This window comes from Paenibacillus auburnensis (assembly GCF_927798115.1).
Classification (GTDB): domain Bacteria; phylum Bacillota; class Bacilli; order Paenibacillales; family Paenibacillaceae; genus Paenibacillus_AQ; species Paenibacillus_AQ auburnensis.
Genome location: NZ_CAKMMG010000001.1, coordinates 393,969 through 419,410, shown reverse-complemented (window position 1 = coordinate 419,410; position 25,442 = coordinate 393,969). Strand labels below are relative to the sequence as shown.

Sequence of the window (25,442 nt, the reverse complement as noted above, 5' to 3'; positions counted from 1 at the left end):
ACAGTTCCAAAATTCCCTTCCGCTACTTATCCCAAGTTATATATTTCCAAGTTCAATTTATTGGTTTGTACTACTTCTGCCCGTAGTAGGCGTCTTTCCCGTGTTTGCGCAAATAGTGCTTATCCAGAATACGCTGCGGCAATTCCTCAGCGAAGCTGTTCAACTGCCGTGCGAACAAGTTCATTTTTGAAACCTCTTCAAGCACGACGCTATTCATAACTGCGGATTTCGCATCTTTGCCCCAGGTGAAAGGAGCATGGCCTTTAAGCAGAACACCGGGTACTGCTAAAATATCCAGCCCACGCTGCTCAAACGTCTCAATGATGACACGGCCGGTTTCCGCTTCATAACCACGGTCAATCTCCTCTTGGGTTAAGAACCGGGCACAAGGCACAGAACCATAGAAGGTGTCTGCATGAGTAGTCCCCATTACAGGTACATCCAACCCTGCTTGAGCCCAAATGGTCGCCCAGGTCGAATGTGTGTGCACAATACCGCCGATCTCCTCGTAATGCTTATACAGTACGGCATGGGTCGGTGTATCCGAAGAAGGTCTCATATCCCCTTCAACGACATTGCCGTCAAAATCAACAACGACCATGTCACTAGCCTTCATCTTGTCGTAATTTACACCGCTGGGTTTGATAACAAATAAGCGGCTTTCACGGTCAACGGCGCTCACGTTTCCCCAGGTGTATTTCACGAGTCCATGCTTAGGCAAATCCAGATTCGCCTGAAATACTTCTTCCTTCAGTTGCTCTAACACACTAACCCCTCCGGTTCTCCACTAGATTATCTACAGCAGCCTGCTCAATGGCCAGACCCTGAGTGTAGCGTTCCATAAATGTCTCAAAGCCCTTCACATCGGAGCCGTCAGGATAAATTTCCTGGCCCTCAGCATCTTTAAATACTTTTTGGTCGAGGAAGTCTTCCAGGCTTTCCTGCTGTTCCTTGTTACTCATGTAAGAAGCCAGAATAGCCATCCCCCATGCTCCGCCTTCTCCCGCTGTCGACATTACCGACACAGGTACATTTAGCGCAGCTGCAACAATTTTTTGCCCGACAATCGGAGTTTTAAATAATCCGCCGTGTGCCAGAATGCTGTCAATGGCGACATTTTCCCGCTTCGTTAGAATATCCATTCCGATTTTCAAAGCGCCAAAAGCAGTAAACAGATGAGTGCGCATGAAGTTAGCCAGATTGAAGCGGCTCTCAGGGGAACGGACAAACAGCGGCCGGCCCTTCTCGATACCAGTGATATTCTCTCCCGAGAAATAACCATAGCTAAGCAAGCCGCCACCGTCCGGATCTGCCTCCAAAGCCTTATTGAACATCACACCGTATAAATGATTGACATCCGCCTTCTGTCCCATGGCTTCATAGAATTCACGGAACAAGCCCAGCCAGGCATTGATATCACTTGAGCAGTTGTTGGCATGAACCATTCCGACCGGATTGCCATTTGGCGTAGTTACCATATCAATCTCCGGATATACCGCCGAAAGCTCCTGCTCCAATACAAGCATAGCAAAAACCGAAGTTCCCACCGAGACATTACCCGTCCGTTTTCTTACACTGTTCGTGGCGACCATCCCTGTTCCCGCATCCCCTTCTGGAGGACAAAGCGGAATACCCGGCTGCAGGTTTTCGGATTTATCTAGGATTTTGGCACCTGCTGCGGTGAGCACACCTGCCTGCTGGCCTGAAACATTAACCTCAGGAAGAATATCCTTCAGCTTCCAGGAGTAGCCTTTTGCCGCAACAAGTTCGTCAAACTGCTTAACCATCGTTTCATTGAAATCATGAGTAGCTTCATCAATCGGTAACATACCGGAAGCATCACCGATACCAATGGTCTTATTACCGGTCAGCAGCCAGTGAATATAACCGGCCAGCGTCGTAACAAAGTCAATACGGGGGACATGCTCTTCTTTATTCAAAATAGCTTGATATAAGTGAGCAATACTCCACCGCTCAGGAATGTTAAATTTAAATATATCCGTTAATTCTTTTGCTGCAGCACCCGTAGTCGCATTACGCCAGGTCCGGAACGGAACAAGCAGCTTACCCTCGCTGTCAAAAGCCATATAGCCGTGCATCATTGCGGAGAATCCAATCGACCCCACTGTCCGGATCGTGATTCCATATTTCCGTTCAACCTCTTGCTTCATTCCACTGTATGCCTCTTGCAGACCATAGATAATACTCTCCAAGTTGTACGTCCAATATCCGTCTGCCAGGAGGTTCTCCCACTCATAACTACCAGATGCGATTGTCTCAAAACGATGATCAATCAGCACTGCCTTGATACGTGTGGATCCAAATTCGATACCCAGTGAGGTTTCTCCCTTGAGTATCGCTTGTTTAATGTCTTGATCCATGCACACGTTACTCCTCTCTGAACAACTGTTTTATTCGCTATAATATTGAAAGAAGGCGCTTTCCCTTATTTACTGCTCAAGTATATTTTTTGTTCGTACATTTGTCAACACACTTTAATAGTTATACATACAAATATCCTGAACAAGCGACATTTTTCTGATAATCCTCCGCAAATTTATGGACATGTAAGACGATGGATTATAATTTGTTCATAACTGTGCTAGAATATGTACATACAACTATTACGGAACGACAAAGTAGTATTAGAACAACCAGGAAAGAAGGAGTCGTGTGAAACCAAAGTATCAGGTCATCCTTGAAGATATAAAAAGCAATATTCTTTCAGGAACATACAGCGTAGGGAACCAGATCCCGACGGAATCTGCTCTGCAAGAGATGTATCAAGTCAGCCGGCAGACGGTACGAAAAGCGATTTTGGAGCTGGCAAATGAAGGTTTCCTGCGAAGTGAGAAAGGCTCCGGCACTTATGTTAGCAATCAGTTCCGCTCCAAAACCGGCGGGAATTCCAATAATAAAACAATCGGCGTCATCACGACCTACATCTCTGATTACATCTTCCCCTCCATTATCCGCGGGATTGAGTCCAGATTGAACGAAGATGATTATTCCTTGCTGCTGGCTAGTACAAATAATGATGTCGCCCAGGAAAAGAAAGCATTGGAGATGATGCTGTCCTTTGGGGTGGACGGTCTGATCATAGAACCTACGAAAAGTAACCTGTACAATCCGAACATCGCCTACTACCTGACGTTCAAGGAACAGGACGTCCCGTTCATCATGATTAATGCTTATTATGAGGAATTGGAGGTTCCTTTCTTTTGCCTCGATGACGTTCAGTCCAGCTACCTGGCTACTAAGGAATTGATCTCAAACGGGCACACACAGATCGGGATCATTGCCAAAATGGATGATTTGCAGGGAAAGTACCGGATGAAAGGCTATATCAAAGCCCTCGGAGAAGCCAAGCTACGGTTTCACCCGGAACAGGTGCTATCTTTCTATACCGAGACGAAGCAGGAGCTGTCCGCCAACTTAAAGAACTTCCTGAACGAAAATAGAGGCGGATTAACCGCAATTGTGTGTTATAACGATGAGGTTGGCTTGGAAGTCGTACAGGTGTGCAGACAACTTGATATCCCGGTTCCCGGAGAGTTGTCCATTATTGGCCAGGATAATTCTTATATTGCTAAAAATGCGAACATCACACTGACGACCTTGACCCACCCTCAGGAACAAATGGGACGGGATGCCGCCGATTGGGTCATTAAGAAGCTGCAGGGGAAAAAGGATCTGCGCGATCAAACCTACTATCAGCCTGTGCTGGTTGAAGGCGAGACGGTAAGGAAAAGATAAGCTGCACAGGCACACGCCTCGGCCAAAATATAAGAAGATCGCCCTGCTCCCAGCCAAACAGGCCGGATGCAGGGCGATCTTCATTTAGGAAGCTTTGAATACCTATTAGATTTTGTCGCCCGAATCACATAATAATGAGACTCCGCAGAGATCTCAAATCCTGCTCTCTGATACAGATCTAATGCCCGCCTATTGTGAGTGACGACTCCAAGACGTACACGGACATTCTTCTGAGCCAGCAAGAGTTTAACCACCGCACTAAGGATTTCACCGCCGAGCCCTTTGCCCTGGTATGCTGGAAGCACACAAAAGTCATGAATGACAGCAAGATCTGTTGCCAGGTAATTGATTCTGATCATCCCGACTGGAATCATGTTCTTCAATGCAATGTATGTGATTCGTTCCGGTCCGCTCGTACGCGTTAAATAACTTCTGGTCCATGATTCTGAATCGCCAAACGCTTGCGAGGAGCAGCTAACCATGAACTCAAAATCGGCAGCCTGCTCGAGCCGCAGATCTATGGAGTGGACTAAATGCAAAGAGACCGCCGCTTGTCTGTGGTTCAGCATCATGGTAAATTCAGACGTTGCAAAGTCAGCACCTAGATGCTGTATACACTCCATCCCCGGTTCAGAATTGGATGGTATCCTGAACCGGTAAGTTTCGATGCTATGTGCCTGCATGTCTGATAAGGCATGATCCAGTAATCCGCGAAATATACCCTGGCGGCGATAGTCCGGGTGGACCATACCATTAATATTCGCTTCCTTGCCATCCGAGGTATACCAGCTGAGGAATCCGATGATCTGATTACCGGCATGGCACAGAAAGGCTTCGTCACCGTCAATTTCTTTAAGACTTTCTAAGCCCACTCTTAAGCTTGAACAATCAAATGTCTTGCATAGATCTTCCAATCTGTGGATCAGATCTATTTGATCTTTGGAAAAGTCCTTCATTTTAGTAATTGGATAGTTTTGCATGTACGACCCTCATCAGGAAGGAAATACGCAGTTTATGGACGAGCAGGCGCTATCCTTCTTATTTCTGTCCGCATTAATAAAGTTGCCATTGGAACCGCCTCCTTGATACTCTACTTATCCTATTCTAACAGCTATTTATTCGCAATACAGCCTCTGCTATAAAGCAAAAAGACTTGAATCACAGTATATTGCTTAACTGTGTTCAAGTCTTTAGATCTGTATCCAGCGGTAAGTGCTGCTGTTTCAGGTATAGTTAACCGAGCATCAACCAAGCATCATCCGGTCATCCGCCAGCTTGTGTCCGCTGATCGCTTCAAACTCGCCAAGCAGACGTTCTACAGTCAGATCCTTCTTTCGCTCTTCATCAATATCCAGAATAACCGACCCTTTGTCCATCATGATCAGACGGTTACCCAGCCGGATGGCCTGTTCCATGTTATGGGTAACCATCAGCGTCGTGAGCTTCATCTCACGGACGATGGATTCTGTCAGCTTGGTAATCAGTTCCGCACGGGCAGGATCGAGCGCTGCCGTGTGCTCGTCCAGCAGCAAAATTTGCGGCTGGGTAAAGGTCGCCATCAGCAGGCTCAGCGCCTGCCGCTCCCCGCCGGACAGAAGCCCCACTTTGGCGCGCAGCCGGTTCTCCAGCCCGATCCCCAGGCGGCTCAGCTGTTCGCGGAACATAGAGCGTCTGGCGGCATTCACGCCAAAGGATAATCCTCGCTTCTGGCCCCTCTTGTAAGCCATCGCCAGGTTCTCTTCAATGGTCATATGCGGCGCTGTTCCGGCCATCGGGTCCTGGAAGACCCGCCCGATCCAGCGGGCCCGCTGGAACTCCGGCAAGTGGCTGATAGAGCTTCCATCGATCCGGGCTTCGCCCAGATCCGGCCGCATTACGCCGGAAATCACATTCATCAGCGTAGACTTGCCTGCTCCGTTACTTCCGATGATCGTCACGAAATCACCGGCATGAAGCTCCAGATCAATGCCGAACAGCGCAATTTTCTCATCCGGTGTGCCGGGATTGAACAGCTTGGAGACATTATCAAGCTTTAGCATCAGCTGCTCCCCCTTTCTTGTTGCGCAGCGCCAGATCTTCAAGCTCGGCCGTACGTCTGCGTGCTGTACTCTTCGTTTTCATATAACGCTGAAGGGAAGGGAACAGCAGTGCGATAATGACAATAATTGCTGTAATCAGCTTCAGATCGGAGGCCTCCAGCCAAGGAACTCTCAGCGCCAGTGCGACAACAATCCGGTACACGATCGAGCCGAGAACTGCTGCCAGTGTGGCCCGGAATACGCTGCCGGCTCCAAAGATAGCTTCCCCGATAATTACCGAAGCCAGACCGATAACAATCATTCCTATACCCATAGATGAATCGGCAAAAGTGGAATACTGGGCGATTAGTGCTCCCGAGAGCGCCACCATCCCGTTCGACAGGCTGATGCCGAGAATAGTCGTAGTATCGGTGTTCACGCCAAAGCTGCGGATCATCCGTGCATTGTCACCTGTTGCCCGCAGAGCGAGTCCCAGGTCAGTCCGCAGAAACAGATCCATTAGAACCTTAACCAGGATCACAACAAACGGCATTACAAGCAGCGGGTTAATCGAGCTGAATAATGTAGTTTCCCCCATCAGGGAAACATTCGGTTTGCCCAATATCCGCAGGTTGATCGAATAAAGCGCAATCATCATCAGAATCCCTGACAGCAGTCCGTTAATCTTACCTTTGGTATGCAGCAGGCCTGTACACATGCCGGCCAGCATTCCACCTGCCAGCGCACAAAGAGTAGCCAGCCATGGTGAATAACCGTTAGTAATCATCACAGCGGCAATTGCACCGCCTGTTGTAAAGCTTCCATCCACGGTTAAATCCGGGAAATCGAGAATCCGGAACGTAATATAAACCCCTAAAGCCATAAAAGCATACAAGAGGCCCATTTCGACGGCTCCAAGCATTGAATTATACATAGGTGACTTCCTCCCTCAAGCGGCAAGGGGCGTCCCGCCGGGAATCGCCCCATAATGATGTCTGACTATTATTGAATGATATTGCTGGCCTGATCGGCAACTTCAGCTTTCATGGCATCTGTGACTTCAATACCCTGGGCAGCTGCTGCCTTCAGGTTAAGAATCACGTCCAGCTTCTCTTGCATCGTTACTTTCATATCTCCAGGGCTGGTACCATTCTTAAGCACTTCTACAGCCATTTCGCCAACCTGGTAGCCATGATCATAATACTTAAAGCCGACTGTAGCAAAAGCGCCTTTCTCTACGGTGTCGCGGTCAGCCGAGAAGAATGGAATCTTGTTGTCATTTGCCGTCTGGATGATTGCATCCACACCGCTCACGACGGAGTTATCAAGGGTGATATAGAAGGCATCCACACGGCCGACTAGGGACTCTGCTGCCTGCTTCACTTCGGAAGTATTCGTGATAGCCGCTTTCACCAATTCGATGCCATGTTTGTCCAGCTCTTTCTTGGCAATATCAGCCATGACGACTGCATTGGGCTCACCTTCATTGATCACTAGCCCCAGCTTCTTCACGTTAGGGAACTGTGTTGCAATGAAGTTCATCAGCCGGGTGATCGCTTCCGGGTTCGTATCAGATGCACCGGAAACATTGCCTCCCGGATGCTCCAGGTCCGTGACAATCTTGGCATCCAGCGGATCCGTAACCGCTGCGAACAAAATCGGGGTGTCTTTTACATTCTGTACAATTGATTGGGCTGACGGTGTAGCAATCGCCAGTACTAGATCATTCTTATCACCGGCAATCTTCTGTGCAATGGACAGGTTGTTAGCCTGATCGGCCTGAGCATTCTCAAGATCCACCTTAAGGTTATCGCCTTCTACGATTCCGGCGTCCTTGAGTGCGGCCAGGAACCCTTCACGTGTGGCATCCAGCGAAGGATGCTCCACATATTGTGAGATTGCAATTTTATAGGATTTGGCGTCGCCAGCTCCGGCATTAGCAGGGGCATTGGTTGTTGTTGCCGGTGTATTCCCAGCGTTAGCAGCATTTTCTGTGTTCGCTGCATTATTGTTCCCACAGCCAGCAGCTACGAGCATCAGACACAGGCTCAGGCCTGCCCAAATATTCTTTTTCTTCATCAGATAACCCCTTTTCATTTACGGTATCAGCGCGTGCATCAAAGTGAGCGACTCAGCATTATCGCTTTTAAAGATAAAAGCATTAAAGCGACAGTTCACACGAATCTCCCATTTAATACAGCAAATCTATTAACTAATATTATATGGACGTTGTTTATCCGTCAATCATTTATGAATGATCCAGATATTACAAACCGTGCAGATTCCCGCGGACCCCTTCATCTTTGCAGAATTTTCTTGCAGGATCAGGAAGTTTACCCAAGATATTTACACCGTCCAACCTGATGAAACAACACCCGGCTGAGCAAACTTAAGCTACAGTATGAAGATGGAGCGTGACATATGACAATTTCTGCACAGAAAAAATCAGTTGCCACCGCAGCAATCCTATTGGCGTTTTCCCTCACCGGCAGCGCATGCGGATATTACAAAAGCGATACAAAACCTAAAGTGAACGCTGTTAATCCGGCCGGAAATTTTGTAGGCAGCTATTACGAGAAATCAACTATTACAGACAAGCAAGGCAAGTTCTGGATTCCGCTGAAGCCCGCGGCTGCTTCTATAGGCTACAGGATGAAGGATGACACCTCCAGCGGCGGATATGCCAAAATCGGCTACACAGACGTGATGTACATGTTAAAGCCAAACTCAGTCCAGGTCTTTTCGTTAGGCGAGAAAATCACTTTGCCGGATGCGCCGGTTCGCCGGGACGGTCAAATCTACATCACGCCAACCGCTCTGTCCAAGCTGCTCCAGACTGAAGTGGGCTGGAATCCGAGTAGTGGCGAGATCAATATTGCTCCTCCGAGGGACAAAGACACTGGAACAGGGGGGAACGGCAATTCCGATGGTTCTAAACCGCTGCGCATCCAGAGTGCCTCGAATGTTGACACCGGGGAACTGGTGGATTATGCCAAAAAGTTCTTAGGTGTACCTTATGATTTCGGTGCCGGCTCTTACGAGGAAACCAAAAAATTTGACTGCTCCTCTTTTACAAGGCATGTATTCAAGAAATTCGGCGTTTCTCTTCCGCGCCTGGCTAGAGATCAGGACAATATCGGCCGGCGGGTAAGCCGCGATGATCTGCAGACCGGCGACCTGATTTTCTTCACGGTGCCGGGACGCTTTGAGAGTGACGCTGTACCAGGCCATGTCGGCATTTATATCGGCGGCGGGAAATTCATCCATACCTGGGGTGAACCCGGCGTACAGATCAGCGAGCTCGACACCGGCTATTGGCATAATGTTATCCTGCATATGCAGCGTGTGCTTTAAAATTTAGACCGCACTACAGAGGATAAAAGAGCCTGGAGTCCGTAATTGGACCACCAGGCTCTTTGCATATTAATCCCAGGTCTTTCCTTTGCCGCTCACCCGGAGGAACAGCTTTACGATTTCCACAATCACTACAATAGCTACAGCAGCACCGCAGACAATTCCCCATTGCAGGCCGCTCAGATGCTTCACGCCAAACCATTCGTTCAGACTCGGTATGATAATTACCAGTACCAGCAGCAGGCCTGAGATCAGAGATGCCCCCAGCATAAAGCGGTTGGTAAACCATCCAATCTGGAATAGTGATTTGGTATTGGATCTGACATTGAAGGCATGGGTAATCTGCAGCAGTCCCAGGGTGGCAAATGCCATCGTAACTGCAACACCCTCATCATAATGCGTGTGCGCCCAGTAATAGACCAGCAGTGTCAGCCCTGCTTCAATAATTCCTTGATACACAATACCGGCACCCACTCCGTCGGCAAATATGCTGCTGCTTGACTTGCGGGGCTTCCGTTTCATTACATCTTCCCCGGCCTTCTCCAGTCCCAGTGCCAATGCAGGCAGGGTATCCGTCACCAGATTGATCCAGAGAATATGAATCGGCTCAAGAATGCGCCAGCCAATCATCGTCGCAATGAACAAGGTCAGCACTTCCCCGAGGTTAGCGGACAGCAGGAACTGAATAGCTTTACGGATATTGCTGTACACCTTCCGCCCTTCTTCTACAGCAACTACAATCGTTGTAAAATTATCATCGGCAAGCACCATATCAGAGACACCTTTAGCCACATCCGTTCCGGTGATTCCCATGCCGACACCGATATCCGCAGATTTCAGCGCCGGCGCATCATTCACCCCGTCTCCGGTCATGGCGACAATCTTCCCCTTCTGCCTCCAGGCTTTGACGATCCGCACTTTATGTTCAGGTGAGACACGCGCATATACAGAGTAATCGGTCACCTTCTCGGCAAAATCAGCTTCACTGATCTTATCCAGTTCCCGGCCCGTCAGCACACTGCGGTCATCGTCAATGATGCCCAGGCGTTTGGCTATGGCCGCAGCTGTATCCCTGTGATCGCCGGTAATCATGACCGGACGGATGCCAGCCTTTCGGCAGACGGCTACCGCATCACGGACCTCATCCCGCGGCGGGTCAATCATCCCGCACAGCCCGATGAATACAAGCTCCGTCTCAGCGCTCTCCGGCGTCATTTCGCCAGGAAGTTCTCCGTAATCACGGTAGGCAAAAGCCAAAACGCGCAACGCCTCGTCAGCCAGCTGCTTATTGCGGGCTGTAATTTGCCGGGAATGCTCCTCTGTCAGGGGAACGACATGGCCGGCTTCGTAGATATGGCTGCACTTGGACAGCAGCACGTCGGGTGCGCCCTTGGTATAGGCTCGGAATTCCCCGCCCTGCCCCTGCTCATGGACCGTAGTCATTAGCTTGCGGTCGGAATCAAAAGGCAGCTCCCTTTTCCGGGGATACTGCTTCTCCAGCTCACGCTTATCCACCCCGATGCTCAGTGCATAATCAACCAGTGCAGTCTCTGTCGGGTCGCCGATGATGGCTTTACCGCTTTTCGTTTTTGCGGTTTTGGCTTCCTTTTTCCCGTCTGTCCCGCCCGTTCCTGATTCCTTACTCTCATCGATACTGGAATCATTGCACAGCGTCATCGCCTGCAGTAACAGTTCTCCTCCGGATTCACCTTTGACTGCATCTGTGGCCTCCATAGATTGGCCGTTTATATACAGCTTCTCCACAGTCATTTGGTTGAGCGTCAGCGTCCCCGTCTTGTCGGAGCAAATGATTTCGGTACTGCCCAGTGTCTCCACCGCAGGAAGCTTGCGAATAATGGCCTTGCGCTTGGCCATCCGCTGGACACCAAGAGCCAGAATTATCGTCACAATCGCCGGCAGGCCTTCCGGAATCGCTGCTACAGCCAAGGAGATGGAAGTGAGCAGCATATCCAGCATGTCTCTGCCCTCTAGAATCCCGACGGCAAAAATCACAACGCAAACTCCCAAAATTATATACGTAAAATATTTTCCAAGCTCATCCAGTTTCTTTTGCAGCGGGGTTACATCCTGTTCAGCCTGGGCTATAAAACCCGCGATTCTGCCGACCTCAGTCGACATTCCCGTTGCCGTAACCACTCCAACTCCTCTGCCGTAAGTCACGCTGCTACTCATATAGGCCATATTGATTCGGTCTCCGAGTGCAAGATCCGTCCCTTCCAGTACCCCGGCATGTTTATCTGACGGCAGGGATTCTCCGGTCAGTGCCGCTTCCTCTGTCTGGAGCGACGCAGATTCCAGCACTCTAAGGTCAGCTGGCACCACGTTCCCTGCTTCCAGCAGTACTATATCGCCTGGTACGAGTTCCTCGCTTTTGATCTCCATAACCTGCCCGTCCCGGCGGATTCTCGCCATCGGCGAAGACATACTTTTCAGGGCTTCCAGCGCCTGTTCCGCTTTATTCTCCTGAATGACCCCGAGCACCGCATTTAGGATCACGACCAGCAAAATAATGACCGTATCCGTCCATTCTCCCAAAATCCCCGACAGTATCGCAGCAGCCAGCAGGATAAAAATCATAACATTTTTGAATTGCTCTATAAATTTTGCCAGCAAAGACTTCGTCTTTGTTTCCTGAAGCATATTTTTTCCGTAACGCTCGAGCCGCTGTGCAGCCTCTGCCGATGTTAGCCCGTTATTGGCAGATTCCAGACGCCTGAGCACCTCATCATGATCCAGCGTATGGTAGGGTACGTTATCCGCGGGTTCATTCGTTGCCGGTTTTGAATTCAATACCTCAGCTCCTTCCAAGATTTCATGGATATACGGCTAATCCTTATATGGAGTTTTACCCAATTGGTTCTGCGGGATGCAGAGAAACTGTGTATATATTTCAAAATCATTAGTCTTATGCACCTGCTGTTGAACGCAAAAAGGCCGTTTCCGCAATATTCACTGCGGGAACGACCTTTTATTATGCCGGATATCAGGCATCCTCCGCACTCAGCGGAACATCCCCCATAAACGTATAAGATGAAAAGTATTGCTGGGATCTATCTTCTGCGCAATAACAAACTTAACGATCTGATCCTCCTGGGCCCCTGTCAGTTTCTCGCTCAGCACTGCAGAGGCATTGCGTACAAGCCTGCGTACCACCGCTGTATCCTGCAGCTCCTGCTTGGAGATCCCGTTAATCATGTTCTTAATCCGTTCCTTGACCGCCGGATTCTTCATCTTCAACTTGATCCGCTCCACCAGTTGTGGACTGATTCCGTATTGCTGATAACCCAAATGCAGCACCTCCCGTCATATCCAATCATTCACAGTATATGAAGGCAGGCGGCCGCATGTGCCTATTTAATCAATTATATCACCTTGAAATATTTGCTCGCTCTGCAAATAGCTGCGCAGCGGCGCATAATCGGCCGAAGTCCAGAAAGAGGCCTCTTTCAGCAGCCCGGCGGCATCATCTCGTGCCTGCTCCAGCACTTCGAAATCGGCTGTCATATCCGCCAGCCGGAATTCCGGCAGACCGCTCTGCTTCGTGCCGAAGAAATCCCCCGGCCCCCGCAGCTCCAAATCGCGGCGCGACACCTCGAACCCGTCATCGGTGTCGGTCATTGCGGTCATCCGCTCCCGGCCAATTTCCGATTTCGGATCAGCCACCAGTACGCAATAGGAAGCATGCTGGCCGCGGCCGACCCGTCCGCGCAGTTGGTGCAACTGCGACAGGCCAAAACGGTCAGCGTCCATGATGATCATCAGTGTGGCGTTAGGTACATCAACCCCGACCTCTACCACTGTTGTGGAGACGAGCAGCTGAATCTCATTACTATAGAATGCCCGCATGACCTCATCCTTTTCCGCCGGAGTCATCCGTCCGTGCAGCAGACCCACCTTATAGCCAGGGAAAGCCTGGGACATCTGCACATGCAGATCGATCGCATTCTGCACATCCAGCTTCTCCGACTCTTCGATGAGCGGACAAATCAGATAAGCTTGTCTGCCCTGGTCTACCTCCCGGTTCACCAGCTTCAATACCCGTTCCATCAAGTCATGCTTGACCCAATAGGTAGTGATAGGCACACGCCCTTTCGGACGCTCGGACAATGTGGAGACGTCCATATCGCCGAATACTGTTATCGCAAGGGTACGCGGTATCGGCGTCGCCGTCATCGTCAGCACATCAGGGTTGTAGCCCTTGCGCCGCAGAATGCTGCGCTGGTTCACCCCGAAACGGTGCTGCTCATCCGTGACGACCAGACCGAGTGCGCGGAAGAATACATCTTCCTGAATCAATGCGTGGGTTCCCACCACAACATCCAGCAGCCCCATCTGCAGCGAAGCAAGCAGCTCCTTGCGCTTGCGGCCGTTGACGCTTCCCGTCAACAGGCCGACTGTGATGCCAAAAGGCTCGAACATCTTGGTCAGCGAGCGCATGTGCTGTTCGGCGAGAATTTCAGTCGGCACCATCAGTGCGCCCTGAAAACCCGATCTTACGGTTGCGTACAGCGCAATGGCCGCGAGGACCGTTTTACCGGAGCCCACATCCCCTTGCAGCAGACGGTTCATGCAATAGCCGGAACGCATATCCTGCAAAATCTCCAGCTCCACATGCTTCTGGGCATCCGTCAGCTCAAACGGAAGGCTGCGCACAAACTGGCGGACGGTAGAATTATCGACCGTGTGCACCACACCATCCATTCTGCCCTGATTCAGCACGCGGAACGCCTGCACCTTGAGCTGGAACAGAAAGAGCTCCTCGTACACCATCCGGCGCCGTCCCTGCTGGCCTTCACGGGTATCCTCGGGCTGATGAATCGTGGCGATTGCCCGTTTACGTGGCATGAAATCATATTTCCGAAGGATAACCTGCGGCAGGATCTCCGGAATCAGCTCGCCAAACTGCTGCATGGCCTGATTAATGACCTTACGCAGCCAAGTCTGCGTGATTTTCCCTCCGACCGAATAGACAGGCTGCAATGTACCAGTCTTACCTTCTCCGCGGTCCGGAAACTCATAATTGGTTACGTTAATCTGGCTCCGCTTCTGATCCCATTTCCCCGTAATCACAATCTCGCGGCCCACGGTCAGCTGTTCTCGGACATACGTCTGATTGAACCAGATGGCCGTGAACATCCACGGTTCGGCGACCATTTTGCAGCTTATCCGTGATTTGCCGCCGAATCGCTGCAGCACAGGAATGCCGATCACCTTGGCAACCAGTGTAGCCTTGTCGCCGTGCTTGACCTCACTCAGTGTCTTAGGCCGGAAATCCTCATAACGGAACGGATAATACTCCAGCAGATCCTTCACTGTAAAGACGCCAAAGGCGTGAAGCTCACTTTGCTTTTGAGCGCTCACGCCAGTTATTTGTTTGACTTCAATTTGATCTAATGATAGCAGTGTATTCATCCCCTATTTACGCGGGCCAAATGAATACGGCTAAAGTACCGTTGCCCACATGGCTACCTACAACGGGACCGACATTCGTAAGCACCTTCTCTTCCAGGGTAAAGTGCCCGGCCAATTCCTGCAGGAATTCTTCGCCGTAAGCCGGTTCAGCCGTATGACCCACGGCCACGTTGATTTTGTCCACACCCGGCAGATCCCCCTTGAACAGCTCGATCATTCGGGCTATTGCCTTTTTACGGCCTCTGACCTTCTCTACCGCATAAATGATACCTTCGGCATCAATGGAAAGAATCGGCTTAATATTAAGCAGCGTGCCCAGAATCGCAGACGCTTTCCCGATTCTGCCACCTTTCTGCAGATATTCTAGTGTGTCGACCAAAAAATACAACTTACGGGACTGGCGCAGCTTTTCTACGGATTCCAGAATTTCTGCCGGCGCCTTGCCTTCCGCTGCCATTCGTGCAGCTGCTACTACCATAAACCCGAACCCGTAGGATGCTGACAGTGAATCAACAACAGTGATGACTTCTCCCTTTTCCTCCAGCATCGATTTGGCGAGCACGGCGGACTGGTATGTACCGCTGAGCCCGGATGAAATATGAAAAGAAAGTATACGGCTATCCGGATTACGTTCCAAAATGCTGCTGTACACCTTCATATATTCAACCGGGGAGGGCTGAGAAGTTGTCGGTAACTGCGGTGAGCGGGGAAGACGCTCATAGAACTGCTCCGGTGTCATATCGATATTATCCCGGAAAGCTTCTTCACCGAACATAAGCGTAAGCGGTACGACTTCAATGCCGTACTTCTCCGCCAGTGCCGGCGGGATATCTGATGTGCTGTCAGTGACAATGACCGTACGATTCATGGGTTTCCTCCCCAAACTATAATATTAACCTATGGTTCCACAGAGAAAAGATAATAATAAAGCGGTTGTCCGCCTTCATGAACCTCTACTTCCACCTGCGGATACGTTTCTTCCAGCCAGCTTCCGAGCGAATCGGTTACGCCTGCTTCAGCATCTGAACCGGTCAGCACGGTAACAATCTCGTCCCCGTTCTCCAGCATGGTCGTAAGCAATGCCTTACTGGCTGCCAGCAATTCATCAGAGGCTGCAACAATCTTCGAGTTGGAAATTCCGATGAACTGCCCGGATTTAATCTCTAGATCTTCGATGACCGTATCGCGGACCGCATTCGTCACCTGCCCGGACTTCACTTGAGAAATGGCCTCAAGCATATTCTCGGTATTGGTGTCCACAGCATCCTCTTCCTGAAAGGCGAAAGCTGCAGCAATTCCTTGCGGAATGCTCTTGCTTGGAATCACGGTGATGTCGCGTTCACCTTCGAGCAGCTCTTTGGCCTGCTGTGCGGCAAGCACGATGTTGGAGTTGTTAGGCAGAATGTAGACATGCTTCGCAGAGATCGACGAGATTGCATTGACGAAATCTTCCGTGCTCGGATTCATGGTCTGTCCACCTGCAAGCACCGCATCTACCCCAAGGCTTTTGAAAATATCGGAAATGCCTTCACCGGAAGATACCGCGATGAAACCGTAAGGTGCCATGTCATCTGCCGGCGGAACGGCCGGAGCCTGTACTGAGCTGTGCTCCTTCGGTATATCCGCGAACAACTCCGGCATAGGCGCAATATCCATCCCTGCGGTCAGCAAATCACGGTGCTGTTCGCGCATGTTCAGAATATGAATTTGAGTGATCTCACCATATTGGAGCGCTAAAGTCATCACTTCACCAGGTGTTTTGGAATGCACATGCACTTTGATCGTTTCATCATCGGAAATAACAATAATGGAATCGCCGTTGACTGATAACGCTTTCCTAAAAGCTTCCTCATCAAAATCCGCTTTCACGGATGCGCCAAGCTGGCGGTTGATGAAAAATTCCATATCATATAGAAACTCGATATCCTCCGTAGAAAGCTGAGATTGAGCGGAAGATTGTACGGATGACAATACATTTTCTTGTTTAGTCAGCACTGGTACCGCTGCAGCTGCAGGGGCAGGAGCTTGTCCTTGTGCAGGGATCTGCAAACCGGAGCTTCCGCTTGTCAAATACTGATGGAATCCTTCATAAATATAGACCAGACCCTGGCCGCCGGAGTCTACTACCCCAACCTGCTTCAAGACCGGCAGTAATTCCGGTGTATTGGCTAAAGCTTCTTTTGCCTTGGACAATACCTCTGTCATAAGTTCAATAATATCAGTGGTACGGCGGGCATAGTATACGGCATGTCTGGCAGCTTCTTTGGCGACGGTAAGGATGGTTCCTTCCACGGGCTTAACCACTGCTTTGTAGGCCGTATCCACACCGGTCTGCAGCGCTGCTGCGAACTGCTGCGTGTTCAGCTCATCATATTGGGCGGCGTAGCGTCCAAGACCTCTGAACAGCTGTGACAAAATAACGCCGGAGTTTCCCCGTGCGCCCATCAATAGACCTTTGGAGAGTACTCCTGCACATTGACCGACTGAGGCGGTATTATTCTTCTTCAATTCGTTCGCACCTGCGGTCATCGTCAAATTCATATTGGTTCCTGTATCTCCATCTGGAACCGGAAATACATTCAAGGAATTGACGTGCTCTGCATGCTGCTGCAGCTTTTCCGCACCGGCGAGTACCATTGCGGTAAAATCTGCTCCGTTTATAGAACGCTTACTCAATGAGAATTCCCCTTCCTAACTTCATGCCTAATCAATTCTATGATTAACTGGACATAATGCACTAATTTACATTGTACTATAAGAGCCAAAAGAAATAAATGTTTTTGAATCGGTTGACGTAGCAAATTTTGCTGTGATATTATATTTAAGTATTGTTTTATGCAGGTGTAAGTAACAAGGAGGTGTAATCTATGTCCCGCAAATGTGCAGTAACAGGCAAGAAGCCGAGCAGCGGTAACCACGTGTCTCACGCAAACAACCGCAACCGTCGTTCTTGGGGAGTTAACGTTCAGAAGGTCCGTATTCTCGTGAACGGAAAACCGAAACGCGTGTACGTCAGCACCCGTGCTTTGAAAGCCGGCAAAGTTGAACGCGTTTAGTCTTGGTTATTCCAAGGCCCAGCGATATCTCATATGAAGCAAAAAGCACCCTTTACATTCGTAAGGTGCTTTTTTTCATGTTTTCTGTTCGGTTATGAACTCAGCTCTTCTGAAATGTGTTCAATATCGCCTTAACAAAACCTCCCAAAAATCTCGGCAGCTTAAACGTGTAAAATTTCATCATTAACCCTCCCATCAATTCTTGCCATACGGTAGGAGACTTCCCTTGATTTCCGTATTCATAATTGAACCCAGACGAACTGCAGACCTCCCTTGTGCAGACCTCCCTTGTTGTACAAAAAAAGGCTACATGAGATTTCTGCTCATGTAACCATATTTATGCGGCCATAACTTGGCCTATACCTTAATACCTTAATGCTTGCTCATATGCGTGCATTTAACGGATTGCACCCTCTGCAGCTTCACGGATTGCCCGTATGGCAGCAGCACGGTCAGTACGTCCAAATACGGCATTGCCGGCCACCAGCACGTCTGCGCCAGCTTCAGCCACAATAGGGGCGGTGTTCTCGGCAACTCCTCCATCCACTTCAATCCGCAGGTTGCTGTGATTAATTTCATTAGCCCATTCACGGATCTGGCGGATTTTACGCATCGCATTAGGGATAAAAGCCTGTCCGCCAAAACCGGGGTTCACAGTCATAACCAGCACCATATCCACATCCTCAAGTACCTCACGTACAGCTGAAGCCGGGGTTCCAGGATTAATCGCCACTCCTGCCATAATACCAAGCTCCTTAATCTGGTGCACTACACGGTGAAGATGTACGCAGGCTTCGGCATGTACAGTAATAACAGATGCGCCGGCAGCTGCAAACTCTGCGATATAACGTTCCGGATTTTCGATCATCAAATGAACATCCAGCGGCAAAGAGGTATGCGCCTTTACCGCCTTAACAATCGGTGGCCCAAGTGTAATGTTCGGCACAAAGTGGCCGTCCATCACGTCTACATGAATCCAGTCTGCGCCGCTGGCCTCAGCCTCCGCGACTTCAGCACCAAGTGCTGCGAAATCGGCAGATAAAATGGATGGGGCTAGTAATATCATAGGTTAGTACCTCCGCTTTTTGTCTTTCATTTCATTATAGAACAGCTTGTAGTGCTCATAGCGGCTGTCCGCGATCTCACCGGCCTGCCAGGCCTCAATGACCCGGCAGCCCGGCTCATGAAGATGGCTGCAGCCGCGGAACTTGCAATTCTCCGCATAGGAAGCAAATTCCCGGAAACAGACCGACAGCTCCTCCACACCCAGCTCCAAAAAATCCAGCTGGCTGAACCCTGGTGTATCAGCCACAAATCCGCCGTTCCCGATATCCATCAGCTCGACATGCCGGGTGGTATGACGCCCCCGCCCCAGCCGCATGCTGATTTCACCTGTTTCCAGCTCAAGCCCCGGCACCAGCCGATTTAAGAGCGTCGATTTGCCGACTCCGGACTGACCGGAGAAGACGCTGATAACTCCAGCCAGCCGGCTGCGCAGCTCATCACTGCCCGAGCCGGTTAAAGAACTGGTAATCATCACTTCATATCCGATACGCTCGTACAGCTCTTTCACGAGTGCTGTGGCTTCACCTTCGTCAACGGCCAGATCCTGCTTCGTTAATACAATCAGGGGTTCCAATCCGGAGTGCTCGATATGCACCAGAAACTTATCCAGCAGATTCAAATTCATGTCCGGCTCACGTACCGAGAACAGCAGCACCGCCAGCTTGACATTGGCTACAGGCGGCCGGATTAATTCGGATTCCCGGGGGAGGATCTCATCGACCATCCCTTCCCCGTTTTCGGTCAGAACGTAGATAATTCGGTCTCCTACGAGCGGAGCGATTCCCCTTTTCTTCAGGATCCCCCGTCCACGGCACTGTACAGCCTCTTCTTCTGTCGCAATGAATCCGTTACGCAGCGGTTTTACATAATAATAACCACTCAGCGCTTTTACAATGATTCCTTCAGGCATACATAATGAGCCTTCCTCTCCTGATTTTGCGCAAATGACCCAAGCTAAAAACTCCCCGGGTCATCTCGCTGCCGCAGCCTTACCGCTAATGAACTGGAACAGCTGCAGCTTTTCTCTTTTATTGGATATTGCCTTAATTCTTCTTATTGTCCTTCGCTTTACCTTTTTTATTACTTTGACCTTCCGAGGCGTTGTTCACGATATAACCGGTTTGGTTGTTACCGCCTGCATTTACGCCTTCTTCGGAACCCGGTGGCAGGATCTCCGGTTCAATCGTAGGTTCTGCCGGTGTCTCGGTAGGTGCAACCGTAGGCTCTGGCGTCTGAGTCGCCGGAGGTTCAGGCTGCTGTACCGTGCCGTTCTTGGCATCGGAATAGCGGATCTCATAAGCCTCGATATATTCCCCGTCCTGGTAGATCGAGACCGCGCCGTCCTTATTCGGTGCAAGGACCAGATTCACAGACAACACCTGGGTCTTCGCTATAGTACGCGTACCCCACTCCTGAGGCTCCCCATCGTTGCGGGCATCGGAATACACGATACGGATTTTGGTTTTCTTACCGTCGCTTGACGGTGCTACCGGCACATTGAAAGTATAATTCAACGCTTCCGGCGGGAATCCTGTGCTCAGGGAGATGGAGATTTTATCTCCGGGAGATACCAGATCATCTTTCTCATAAGGCCATTGCTTCGTGATTTTCCCTTTATCGACGGAGTAGCTGGTATCTTCACTAACCTCATCCAGCACCAGTCCCAAATCCTCCAATATTACCTTGGCTTCATCCTGGGTTTTACCTGTCAGGTCAGGCATCGGCTTGCTTTCTTTGCCTTTACTGACAATGACTTTAATCGTAGCCGTCTCCGGATCATATTCGCTGCCTTCCGCCGGTTCAGTGCCGATTACCTGTCCTTCAGGGAAATCTTCGCTGAAGCGCGGGTCCTGGCTGATCCGGCTTTGTTCCACACCTTCTGCCATTAAAGCTTTTACTGCATCATCATAGGTTTTGCCGGACAATGAAGGCACATTTGAGGTAGGCTTTGCAGTGCTCACTGTGAGAACAATATGCGTTCCTTCTTTAACCACAGTGCCTTTCTTTTTATTCTGTTCCCAGACGACATTCTCGTCAAAGTTCGGGTTGTATTGCTCTACAACCGGATCCTCCACGATCAGCCCAACTTCATCCAGCATTGATGTAGCTTTTTCCAGCGTTTGGTTGGTTACATCCGGCACAGTGACTTCGGCAACCACCAGCTTGGAGTTCACATACCAGACCACACTGCCCATGGCAAGTAATAAAAGCAAGGTAAGACCTATCCATAATGCCGGACGCCCCCATCTCCGCTTACTGTTCAGTGCGGGCGGAACGTCATCCTCCTCATCCATACGGCGCATCCGTTCTTCACCCCCGCCGCTGCGGCTGCCCAGACCACGCTGAATCGGTTTGATCGCCGGGATAATCCTTGTCCGGTCTTCATCGTCCTCATCATGGAACAAGGCTTTGGCTTCGCTACGCCGTTCAGGCAGCAGGCAGGTCTCCAGATCCTGAAGCATCTCCTTGGCAGACTGATACCGCTCATCCGGATTTTTGCGCATAGAACGCAGGATCACATTCTCCACGCTTTGCGGAATCAGCGGATTCAGCAGCCGCGGCTCTTCGAATTCCTCCTGCAGATGCTTAAGCGCTACGCTGATCGGGCTTTCACCCAAAAAAGGCAGCACACCGGTTAACATCTGGTAGAGTACGATCCCGAGCGAATACAAATCGGACTTTTCTCCGGTCATCACACCTTTGGCATGCTCCGGTGAAAAATAATGCACAGAACCAATTACAGAACCAGTCTGGGTAATTGTGGTAGAGGTAACTGCACGGGCTATACCGAAATCCGTTACTTTAACTCGGCCGTTGCGTCCAATCAGGATGTTATGAGGTTTAATATCACGGTGGATAATCTGATTCTGATGCGCATGGTCAAGCGCATCGCAAATCTGGGAAGCAATCCGGATAGATTCATCTACCTGTAGCGGCGCCCGTTCTTTTATAATTTCATTCAGGTTCTTACCTTCAACATACTCCATCACGATGTAATGGACATCCTCTTCCTGACCTACATCGTAGATACTGACTACATTCGGATGCGATAAGGAAGCAGCCGATTGTGCCTCACGCCGGAAGCGGCGGATGAACTCCTCGTCATGTACAAACTGATTTCTTAATACTTTAATGGCGACGTTCCGGTTAAGCAAAATGTCATGGGCTCTGTAAACAAGCGCCATGCCACCTCCCCCGATCCGTTCGATGACTTGGTAACGGCCGCCCAATTCGTGACCGATCATCTATTCCACTCCTTTGTCTCGGGCACAGCGGCCTCTCCTTGATGTTCTAACATAGCGACGCTGATGTTGTCGCCGCCACCGGCTAATAATGCCAGTTGAAGTAATCGATCCGCTCTTTCCTCTAACGGTATTTCATGAATCCCGGCAACCTTGCCCAGATGCTCCTGGCTGACGAAATTGCTCAGACCGTCACTGCACAGCAGCAGAAGTTCCCCCAAGGACAAGCTTACAGGAGCCAAATCAGCCTTAACCTCGGCATCCGTCCCCAGCGCTCTAGTCAGTACATTGCGGCGCGGATGGTTGCCAAGCTCCTCCTGGCTGATCTGGCCGTTTTTGAACAGCTCATTGACCAGCGTATGATCCTCGGTTAATTGAATTGCGGCACCGTCTTTAACAAGATAAGCTCTGCTGTCTCCGATATGGCCAATATATCCGGCCGGCCCTTGAAGTAGAACAGCAACCACTGTCGTACCCATGTTATGGTACTTTTCGTCGCGCGAAGCCTCGGTAAAGACCGTGCGGTTGGCCTCCATTATGGCAGCTGTTAGCGATTCTCTAAGCTCTTCCCCCGGAAGATCCGGCGGCAGTTCGTCGAGTGTGCTGCGCATTGTCTCCAGCGCGAGCTTGCTCGCAGTGTCTCCTGCTAAATGTCCGCCCATTCCATCGGCAATAATGCCAAGGGTATAACCGTGACGTGTTGTGCCGATCCAGACCGAATCCTCATTGACCGTACGTACCCGGCCAACGTCGCTGGCATGAACTGTTCTGATCAAATATCCTCACCCCAACTCCATATGTTTGGCGCGCAGCTGTCCGCATGCGGCCGCAATATCATGGCCCTGCTCACGGCGGATCGTTACATTCACGCCCTGGTCGGCCAGAATACGCTGAAATTCAAAAATATCATTGCGGGAAGTCCGCACATATTTGCGCTCCGGTACATGATTGACCGGAATCAGGTTGACATGGCACAGCATTGTCTTGAGCACACCGGCCAGTTCTTTAGCATGCTCCGGCTGGTCATTGACTCCGCCGATCAGCGCATATTCGAAGCTGATACGACGGCCTGTCTTGGCCTGATAATAACGCAAGGACTCAATTACATCATCGAACGGGTACCGCCGGTTGACCGGCATCAGCTTGGAGCGCAGCGCATCATTAGGTGCATGAATCGAAATCGCCAGATTGATCTGTGTGTCTTCCTCAGCAAATTTGTAAATGTTCGGCACAATTCCGCTTGTAGATACTGTGATATGGCGCTGGCCGATATTGAGTCCCTTCTCATGAATCATCAGACGCAGGAAGCGCATCGTGGCGTCATAATTCTCAAACGGTTCTCCAGTACCCATAATTACGATACTGCTGACACGTTCACCGCGTGCATCAAGAATCTGCTGGGAACGGACAACCTGGGCAACGATCTCGCCGGCTGTAAGGTCGCGCTTCAGGCCGCCCAGTGTAGAGGCACAAAATGTACAGCCGATCCGGCAGCCTACCTGTGTCGTAACACATACGCTGTTTCCATAATTGTGTTTCATAATAACTGTCTCGATTGCATGATCATCATGCAGACCAAACAGGAATTTAACGGTTCCGTCCTTAGACTCCAGCTTTGTAATCTCAGTCAATGCATTAATGCTGAACTGCTCCGTCAGCTTGGCGCGGAGCGTCTTGGACAGGTTACTCATGGACTCAAAGTCATTGACGCGTTTCACGTACAGCCAGTCGAAAATCTGGCCGCCGCGGAAAGCTGGCTCTCCGTTATCTTTGGCCCACTGCTGCAACTCTTCCAAAGAGAAATCATATATTAAAGGTTTCATTATATTTAGCACCTGTTCTTTCATAAAGTATAAAAATCAATGGATCGGGACGACTGCGGACCAGCTTCTGTATCAGCACAAAACGAATACCGTCCTTAAAAGGACGATATGACGATTATCCTAACGGATATGCGTATTATTTCTCATTCTTCCTATTTTAACACAAATATCAGAGACGGTAAAAGAAAAGCCCGCCGCGCACCAAAATCTGCGGGCGGGACATCTGTAATTTCCCTGCCGGTTTACTATTTTACAAGAGTCGCCGGAGCCGGGCAATATAAAATCCGTCGCTTCCAAAATGCTGCGGCAGCAGCTGGATTCCCTGACCTGCGGCCAGCGCCGTCCCGCCGAGACGTTCCCAGACAGGCGTTTCAAAGCTCACCGGAACGAAATCCGGGTTACGTTCTAAAAACTCAGCCACAATCCCGCTGTTCTCGGCCTGTTCAGTCGTACAGGTACTGTACACCAGCACGCCGCCCGGCTTCAAGAGCCGGGAAACCGACTGCAGCAGCTCTCCCTGCAGAGCGCTTACGCTGGCTACGTCATCAGGCTGCTTACGCCATTTAAGATCCGGCTTGCGCCGGATGACCCCAAGACCGGAACAAGGCGCATCCAGCAGAATCCGGTCAAAGGATTCCGGCGGCAGCGCTGCTGCCAGTTCAAGTGCGTCACTGCTGCCTGTGGTAATGCAGTCCAGCCCCAGGCGTTCCGCCTGATCAGAGATCAGTTTGGCTTTGTGGGCATGCAGATCATTTGCATAAATATATCCTTCATCCTTCATCAGCTCACCCATATGCGCGCTTTTACCGCCGGGGGCTGCACAGCAATCAAGCACCCTCATTCCCGGCTCAGGTTCTACAGCTTCGGCGACCAGCATGGAGCTCTCGTCTTGCACAGACAGATATCCGTCCTTGTACCAGGCAGATAGGGCAAGATTACCGCCCCCTTTGACCACGATACCATAAGGGCTTACCTTGGAGGCAGCAGCATCCAGTCCTGACTCCTGCATTTTCGCCAGCAGACTGTCACGGCTGATCATCGTTGTGTTCACACGGACACTGACTGCCGGGGGTTCATTGTTAGCGGCGCACATAGCCTCTGCCGTCTCGATCCCATACTCTGCACTCCAGCGCTCCACCATCCAGAGCGGATGGGAATGCAGAATGGAAATTCTTTCAGTCTCACTAATATTTTTACTCAGCACCGGCAGATCGCCTGCACGCAGCACGCTGCGGAGTACGCCGTTAACCATGCCGGATATGCCCTGATGACCGCGCTTCTTGGCGATATTGACCGCCTCATTAACAGCTGCATGAGATGGTATACGGTCCAGATACATAATCTGATACAGGCTTAGGCGCAACAGATTGCGTACCCAAGGCTGCAGCTTCGTGATGCCCTTACTCACGAAATCTCCCAGGACGTGATCTAGGGTGAGCATCCGCGAAATAGTACCATATACCAGTTCCGTTACCAGTCCTGAATCTTCACGGCTAAGCGCAGACTTCTGCAAACTGCTGTTCAGAAGGAGATTGCTGTAAGCTCCTTCCTGCTCGACCCGCACGAGAACATCGAGCGCAAGCTCACGGGCAGAACCCGCTGCCTGCTTGCTGCTCTTGCGGATATTCTTGCCTTCCGCTCCAGATTTGGTTCCGGCAGGTGTTGTACTGCCCGCAGCCTTAGCCGCTCCACTCT

General features: G+C 50.4%; 21 protein-coding genes. 3 read left to right on the top strand and 18 right to left on the bottom strand.

What is annotated here, in order from left to right; all coding sequences use genetic code 11:
• Positions 1-70 precede the first annotated feature (70 nt).
• A complete protein-coding gene (locus tag L6H70_RS01905; protein ID WP_236329232.1) occupies positions 71-766 on the bottom strand; it encodes an L-ribulose-5-phosphate 4-epimerase in 696 nt (231 codons plus the stop codon).
• 1 nt (position 767) lies between these two features.
• A complete protein-coding gene (locus L6H70_RS01900) occupies positions 768-2,381 on the bottom strand; it encodes a xylulokinase (protein WP_236329229.1) in 1,614 nt (537 codons plus the stop codon).
• Between the two features lie 292 nt (positions 2,382-2,673).
• On the opposite strand from L6H70_RS01900, the gene L6H70_RS01895 reads away from it, so the two are divergent.
• Positions 2,674-3,756 (top strand): GntR family transcriptional regulator, encoded by a 1,083-nt coding sequence (locus L6H70_RS01895; protein WP_236329228.1) that lies wholly within the window; start codon positions 2,674-2,676, stop codon positions 3,754-3,756.
• An 80-nt stretch (positions 3,757-3,836) separates the two neighbouring features.
• On the opposite strand, the gene L6H70_RS01890 is transcribed toward L6H70_RS01895, so the two are convergent.
• From L6H70_RS01890 to L6H70_RS01875, 4 genes are all read right to left on the bottom strand, one after another.
• Positions 3,837-4,736 (bottom strand): GNAT family N-acetyltransferase, encoded by a 900-nt coding sequence (locus L6H70_RS01890; protein ID WP_236329226.1) that lies wholly within the window; start codon positions 4,734-4,736, stop codon positions 3,837-3,839.
• A 264-nt stretch (positions 4,737-5,000) separates the two neighbouring features.
• Positions 5,001-5,795, bottom strand: a complete 795-nt coding sequence (locus L6H70_RS01885; protein WP_236329224.1) for an ABC transporter ATP-binding protein — start codon at positions 5,793-5,795, stop codon at positions 5,001-5,003.
• Positions 5,782-6,708 carry an ABC transporter permease gene (locus tag L6H70_RS01880; RefSeq protein WP_236329222.1) on the bottom strand — a complete coding sequence of 309 codons (927 nt, stop codon included), beginning with the start codon at positions 6,706-6,708 and terminating at the stop codon, positions 5,782-5,784. Before L6H70_RS01880 ends, L6H70_RS01885 begins: the two co-directional genes overlap by 14 nt.
• 68 nt (positions 6,709-6,776) lie before the next feature.
• A complete protein-coding gene (locus L6H70_RS01875; protein WP_236329220.1) occupies positions 6,777-7,853 on the bottom strand; it encodes an ABC transporter substrate-binding protein in 1,077 nt (358 codons plus the stop codon).
• A gap of 342 nt (positions 7,854-8,195) precedes the next feature.
• Here L6H70_RS01875 and L6H70_RS01870 point away from each other — a divergent pair, with 342 nt between their 5' ends.
• The gene (locus L6H70_RS01870; protein WP_236329218.1) at positions 8,196-9,128 is read left to right on the top strand and encodes a C40 family peptidase; all 933 of its coding nucleotides are present in this window, start codon (positions 8,196-8,198) and stop codon (positions 9,126-9,128) included.
• A gap of 69 nt (positions 9,129-9,197) precedes the next feature.
• Here the strand turns inward: L6H70_RS01870 and L6H70_RS01865 are convergent, their stop codons facing one another.
• The 5 genes from L6H70_RS01865 to L6H70_RS01845 all read right to left on the bottom strand — a co-directional run bounded on the left by L6H70_RS01865 (position 9,198) and on the right by L6H70_RS01845 (position 17,237).
• Positions 9,198-11,939 (bottom strand): calcium-translocating P-type ATPase, SERCA-type, encoded by a 2,742-nt coding sequence (locus L6H70_RS01865; RefSeq protein WP_236329216.1) that lies wholly within the window; start codon positions 11,937-11,939, stop codon positions 9,198-9,200.
• 210 nt (positions 11,940-12,149) lie between these two features.
• Positions 12,150-12,437: a stage VI sporulation protein F gene (locus tag L6H70_RS01860; RefSeq protein ID WP_054940251.1), complete on the bottom strand. Its 288-nt coding sequence runs from the start codon at positions 12,435-12,437 to the stop codon at positions 12,150-12,152.
• A 66-nt stretch (positions 12,438-12,503) separates the two neighbouring features.
• Positions 12,504-14,561 carry an ATP-dependent DNA helicase RecG gene (gene recG, locus L6H70_RS01855; protein WP_236329214.1) on the bottom strand — a complete coding sequence of 686 codons (2,058 nt, stop codon included), beginning with the start codon at positions 14,559-14,561 and terminating at the stop codon, positions 12,504-12,506.
• Positions 14,562-14,568: 7 nt separating this feature from the next.
• On the bottom strand, positions 14,569-15,429 hold the full coding sequence (locus tag L6H70_RS01850) for a DegV family protein (RefSeq protein ID WP_236329212.1): 861 nt from the start codon (positions 15,427-15,429) through the stop codon (positions 14,569-14,571).
• Between the two features lie 29 nt (positions 15,430-15,458).
• Entirely contained in the window at positions 15,459-17,237 is a 1,779-nt protein-coding gene (locus L6H70_RS01845) for a DAK2 domain-containing protein (RefSeq protein WP_236329210.1), read from the bottom strand.
• Between the two features lie 191 nt (positions 17,238-17,428).
• Here L6H70_RS01845 and rpmB point away from each other — a divergent pair, with 191 nt between their 5' ends.
• Complete coding sequence (gene rpmB, locus L6H70_RS01840) at positions 17,429-17,617, top strand: 50S ribosomal protein L28 (RefSeq protein ID WP_036686205.1); 189 nt, start codon at positions 17,429-17,431, stop codon at positions 17,615-17,617.
• Between the two features lie 100 nt (positions 17,618-17,717).
• Here the strand turns inward: rpmB and spoVM are convergent, their stop codons facing one another.
• The 7 genes from spoVM to rsmB all read right to left on the bottom strand — a co-directional run bounded on the left by spoVM (position 17,718) and on the right by rsmB (position 25,371).
• Positions 17,718-17,798: a stage V sporulation protein SpoVM gene (gene spoVM, locus L6H70_RS01835; RefSeq protein ID WP_020431362.1), complete on the bottom strand. Its 81-nt coding sequence runs from the start codon at positions 17,796-17,798 to the stop codon at positions 17,718-17,720.
• Between the two features lie 216 nt (positions 17,799-18,014).
• Positions 18,015-18,683: a ribulose-phosphate 3-epimerase gene (gene rpe, locus L6H70_RS01830; protein ID WP_236329209.1), complete on the bottom strand. Its 669-nt coding sequence runs from the start codon at positions 18,681-18,683 to the stop codon at positions 18,015-18,017.
• A 3-nt stretch (positions 18,684-18,686) separates the two neighbouring features.
• Positions 18,687-19,592 carry a ribosome small subunit-dependent GTPase A gene (rsgA, locus tag L6H70_RS01825; RefSeq protein WP_236329206.1) on the bottom strand — a complete coding sequence of 302 codons (906 nt, stop codon included), beginning with the start codon at positions 19,590-19,592 and terminating at the stop codon, positions 18,687-18,689.
• A 133-nt stretch (positions 19,593-19,725) separates the two neighbouring features.
• The gene (gene pknB / locus L6H70_RS01820; RefSeq protein WP_236329205.1) at positions 19,726-21,927 is read right to left on the bottom strand and encodes a Stk1 family PASTA domain-containing Ser/Thr kinase; all 2,202 of its coding nucleotides are present in this window, start codon (positions 21,925-21,927) and stop codon (positions 19,726-19,728) included.
• On the bottom strand, positions 21,924-22,700 hold the full coding sequence (locus L6H70_RS01815) for a Stp1/IreP family PP2C-type Ser/Thr phosphatase (protein ID WP_236329203.1): 777 nt from the start codon (positions 22,698-22,700) through the stop codon (positions 21,924-21,926). The genes pknB and L6H70_RS01815 overlap by 4 nt, the downstream gene beginning before the upstream one ends.
• 6 nt (positions 22,701-22,706) lie before the next feature.
• Complete coding sequence (gene rlmN, locus L6H70_RS01810) at positions 22,707-23,747, bottom strand: dual-specificity RNA methyltransferase RlmN (RefSeq protein WP_236329202.1); 1,041 nt, start codon at positions 23,745-23,747, stop codon at positions 22,707-22,709.
• A 250-nt stretch (positions 23,748-23,997) separates the two neighbouring features.
• Complete coding sequence (rsmB, locus tag L6H70_RS01805; RefSeq protein WP_236333066.1) at positions 23,998-25,371, bottom strand: 16S rRNA (cytosine(967)-C(5))-methyltransferase RsmB; 1,374 nt, start codon at positions 25,369-25,371, stop codon at positions 23,998-24,000.
• Between the last annotated feature and the right edge of the window lie 71 nt (positions 25,372-25,442).

What these genes read in the sequence shown, in the direction of transcription:
- rlmN (WP_236329202.1), bottom strand. Translation starts at nt 23,747, where the DNA reads ATGAAACCTTTAATATATGATTTCTCTTTGGAAGAGTTGCAGCAGTGG.
- recG (WP_236329214.1), bottom strand. Translation starts at nt 14,561, where the DNA reads ATGAATACACTGCTATCATTAGATCAAATTGAAGTCAAACAAATAACT.
- L6H70_RS01885 (WP_236329224.1), bottom strand. Translation starts at nt 5,795, where the DNA reads ATGCTAAAGCTTGATAATGTCTCCAAGCTGTTCAATCCCGGCACACCG.
- rpmB (WP_036686205.1), top strand. Translation starts at nt 17,429, where the DNA reads ATGTCCCGCAAATGTGCAGTAACAGGCAAGAAGCCGAGCAGCGGTAAC.
- spoVM (WP_020431362.1), bottom strand. Translation starts at nt 17,798, where the DNA reads ATGAAATTTTACACGTTTAAGCTGCCGAGATTTTTGGGAGGTTTTGTT.
- rsgA (WP_236329206.1), bottom strand. Translation starts at nt 19,592, where the DNA reads ATGCCTGAAGGAATCATTGTAAAAGCGCTGAGTGGTTATTATTATGTA.
- L6H70_RS01900 (WP_236329229.1), bottom strand. Translation starts at nt 2,381, where the DNA reads ATGGATCAAGACATTAAACAAGCGATACTCAAGGGAGAAACCTCACTG.
- rpe (WP_236329209.1), bottom strand. Translation starts at nt 18,683, where the DNA reads ATGATATTACTAGCCCCATCCATTTTATCTGCCGATTTCGCAGCACTT.
- pknB (WP_236329205.1), bottom strand. Translation starts at nt 21,927, where the DNA reads ATGATCGGTCACGAATTGGGCGGCCGTTACCAAGTCATCGAACGGATC.
- L6H70_RS01870 (WP_236329218.1), top strand. Translation starts at nt 8,196, where the DNA reads ATGACAATTTCTGCACAGAAAAAATCAGTTGCCACCGCAGCAATCCTA.
- L6H70_RS01850 (WP_236329212.1), bottom strand. Translation starts at nt 15,429, where the DNA reads ATGAATCGTACGGTCATTGTCACTGACAGCACATCAGATATCCCGCCG.
- L6H70_RS01890 (WP_236329226.1), bottom strand. Translation starts at nt 4,736, where the DNA reads ATGCAAAACTATCCAATTACTAAAATGAAGGACTTTTCCAAAGATCAA.
- L6H70_RS01880 (WP_236329222.1), bottom strand. Translation starts at nt 6,708, where the DNA reads ATGTATAATTCAATGCTTGGAGCCGTCGAAATGGGCCTCTTGTATGCT.
- L6H70_RS01875 (WP_236329220.1), bottom strand. Translation starts at nt 7,853, where the DNA reads ATGAAGAAAAAGAATATTTGGGCAGGCCTGAGCCTGTGTCTGATGCTC.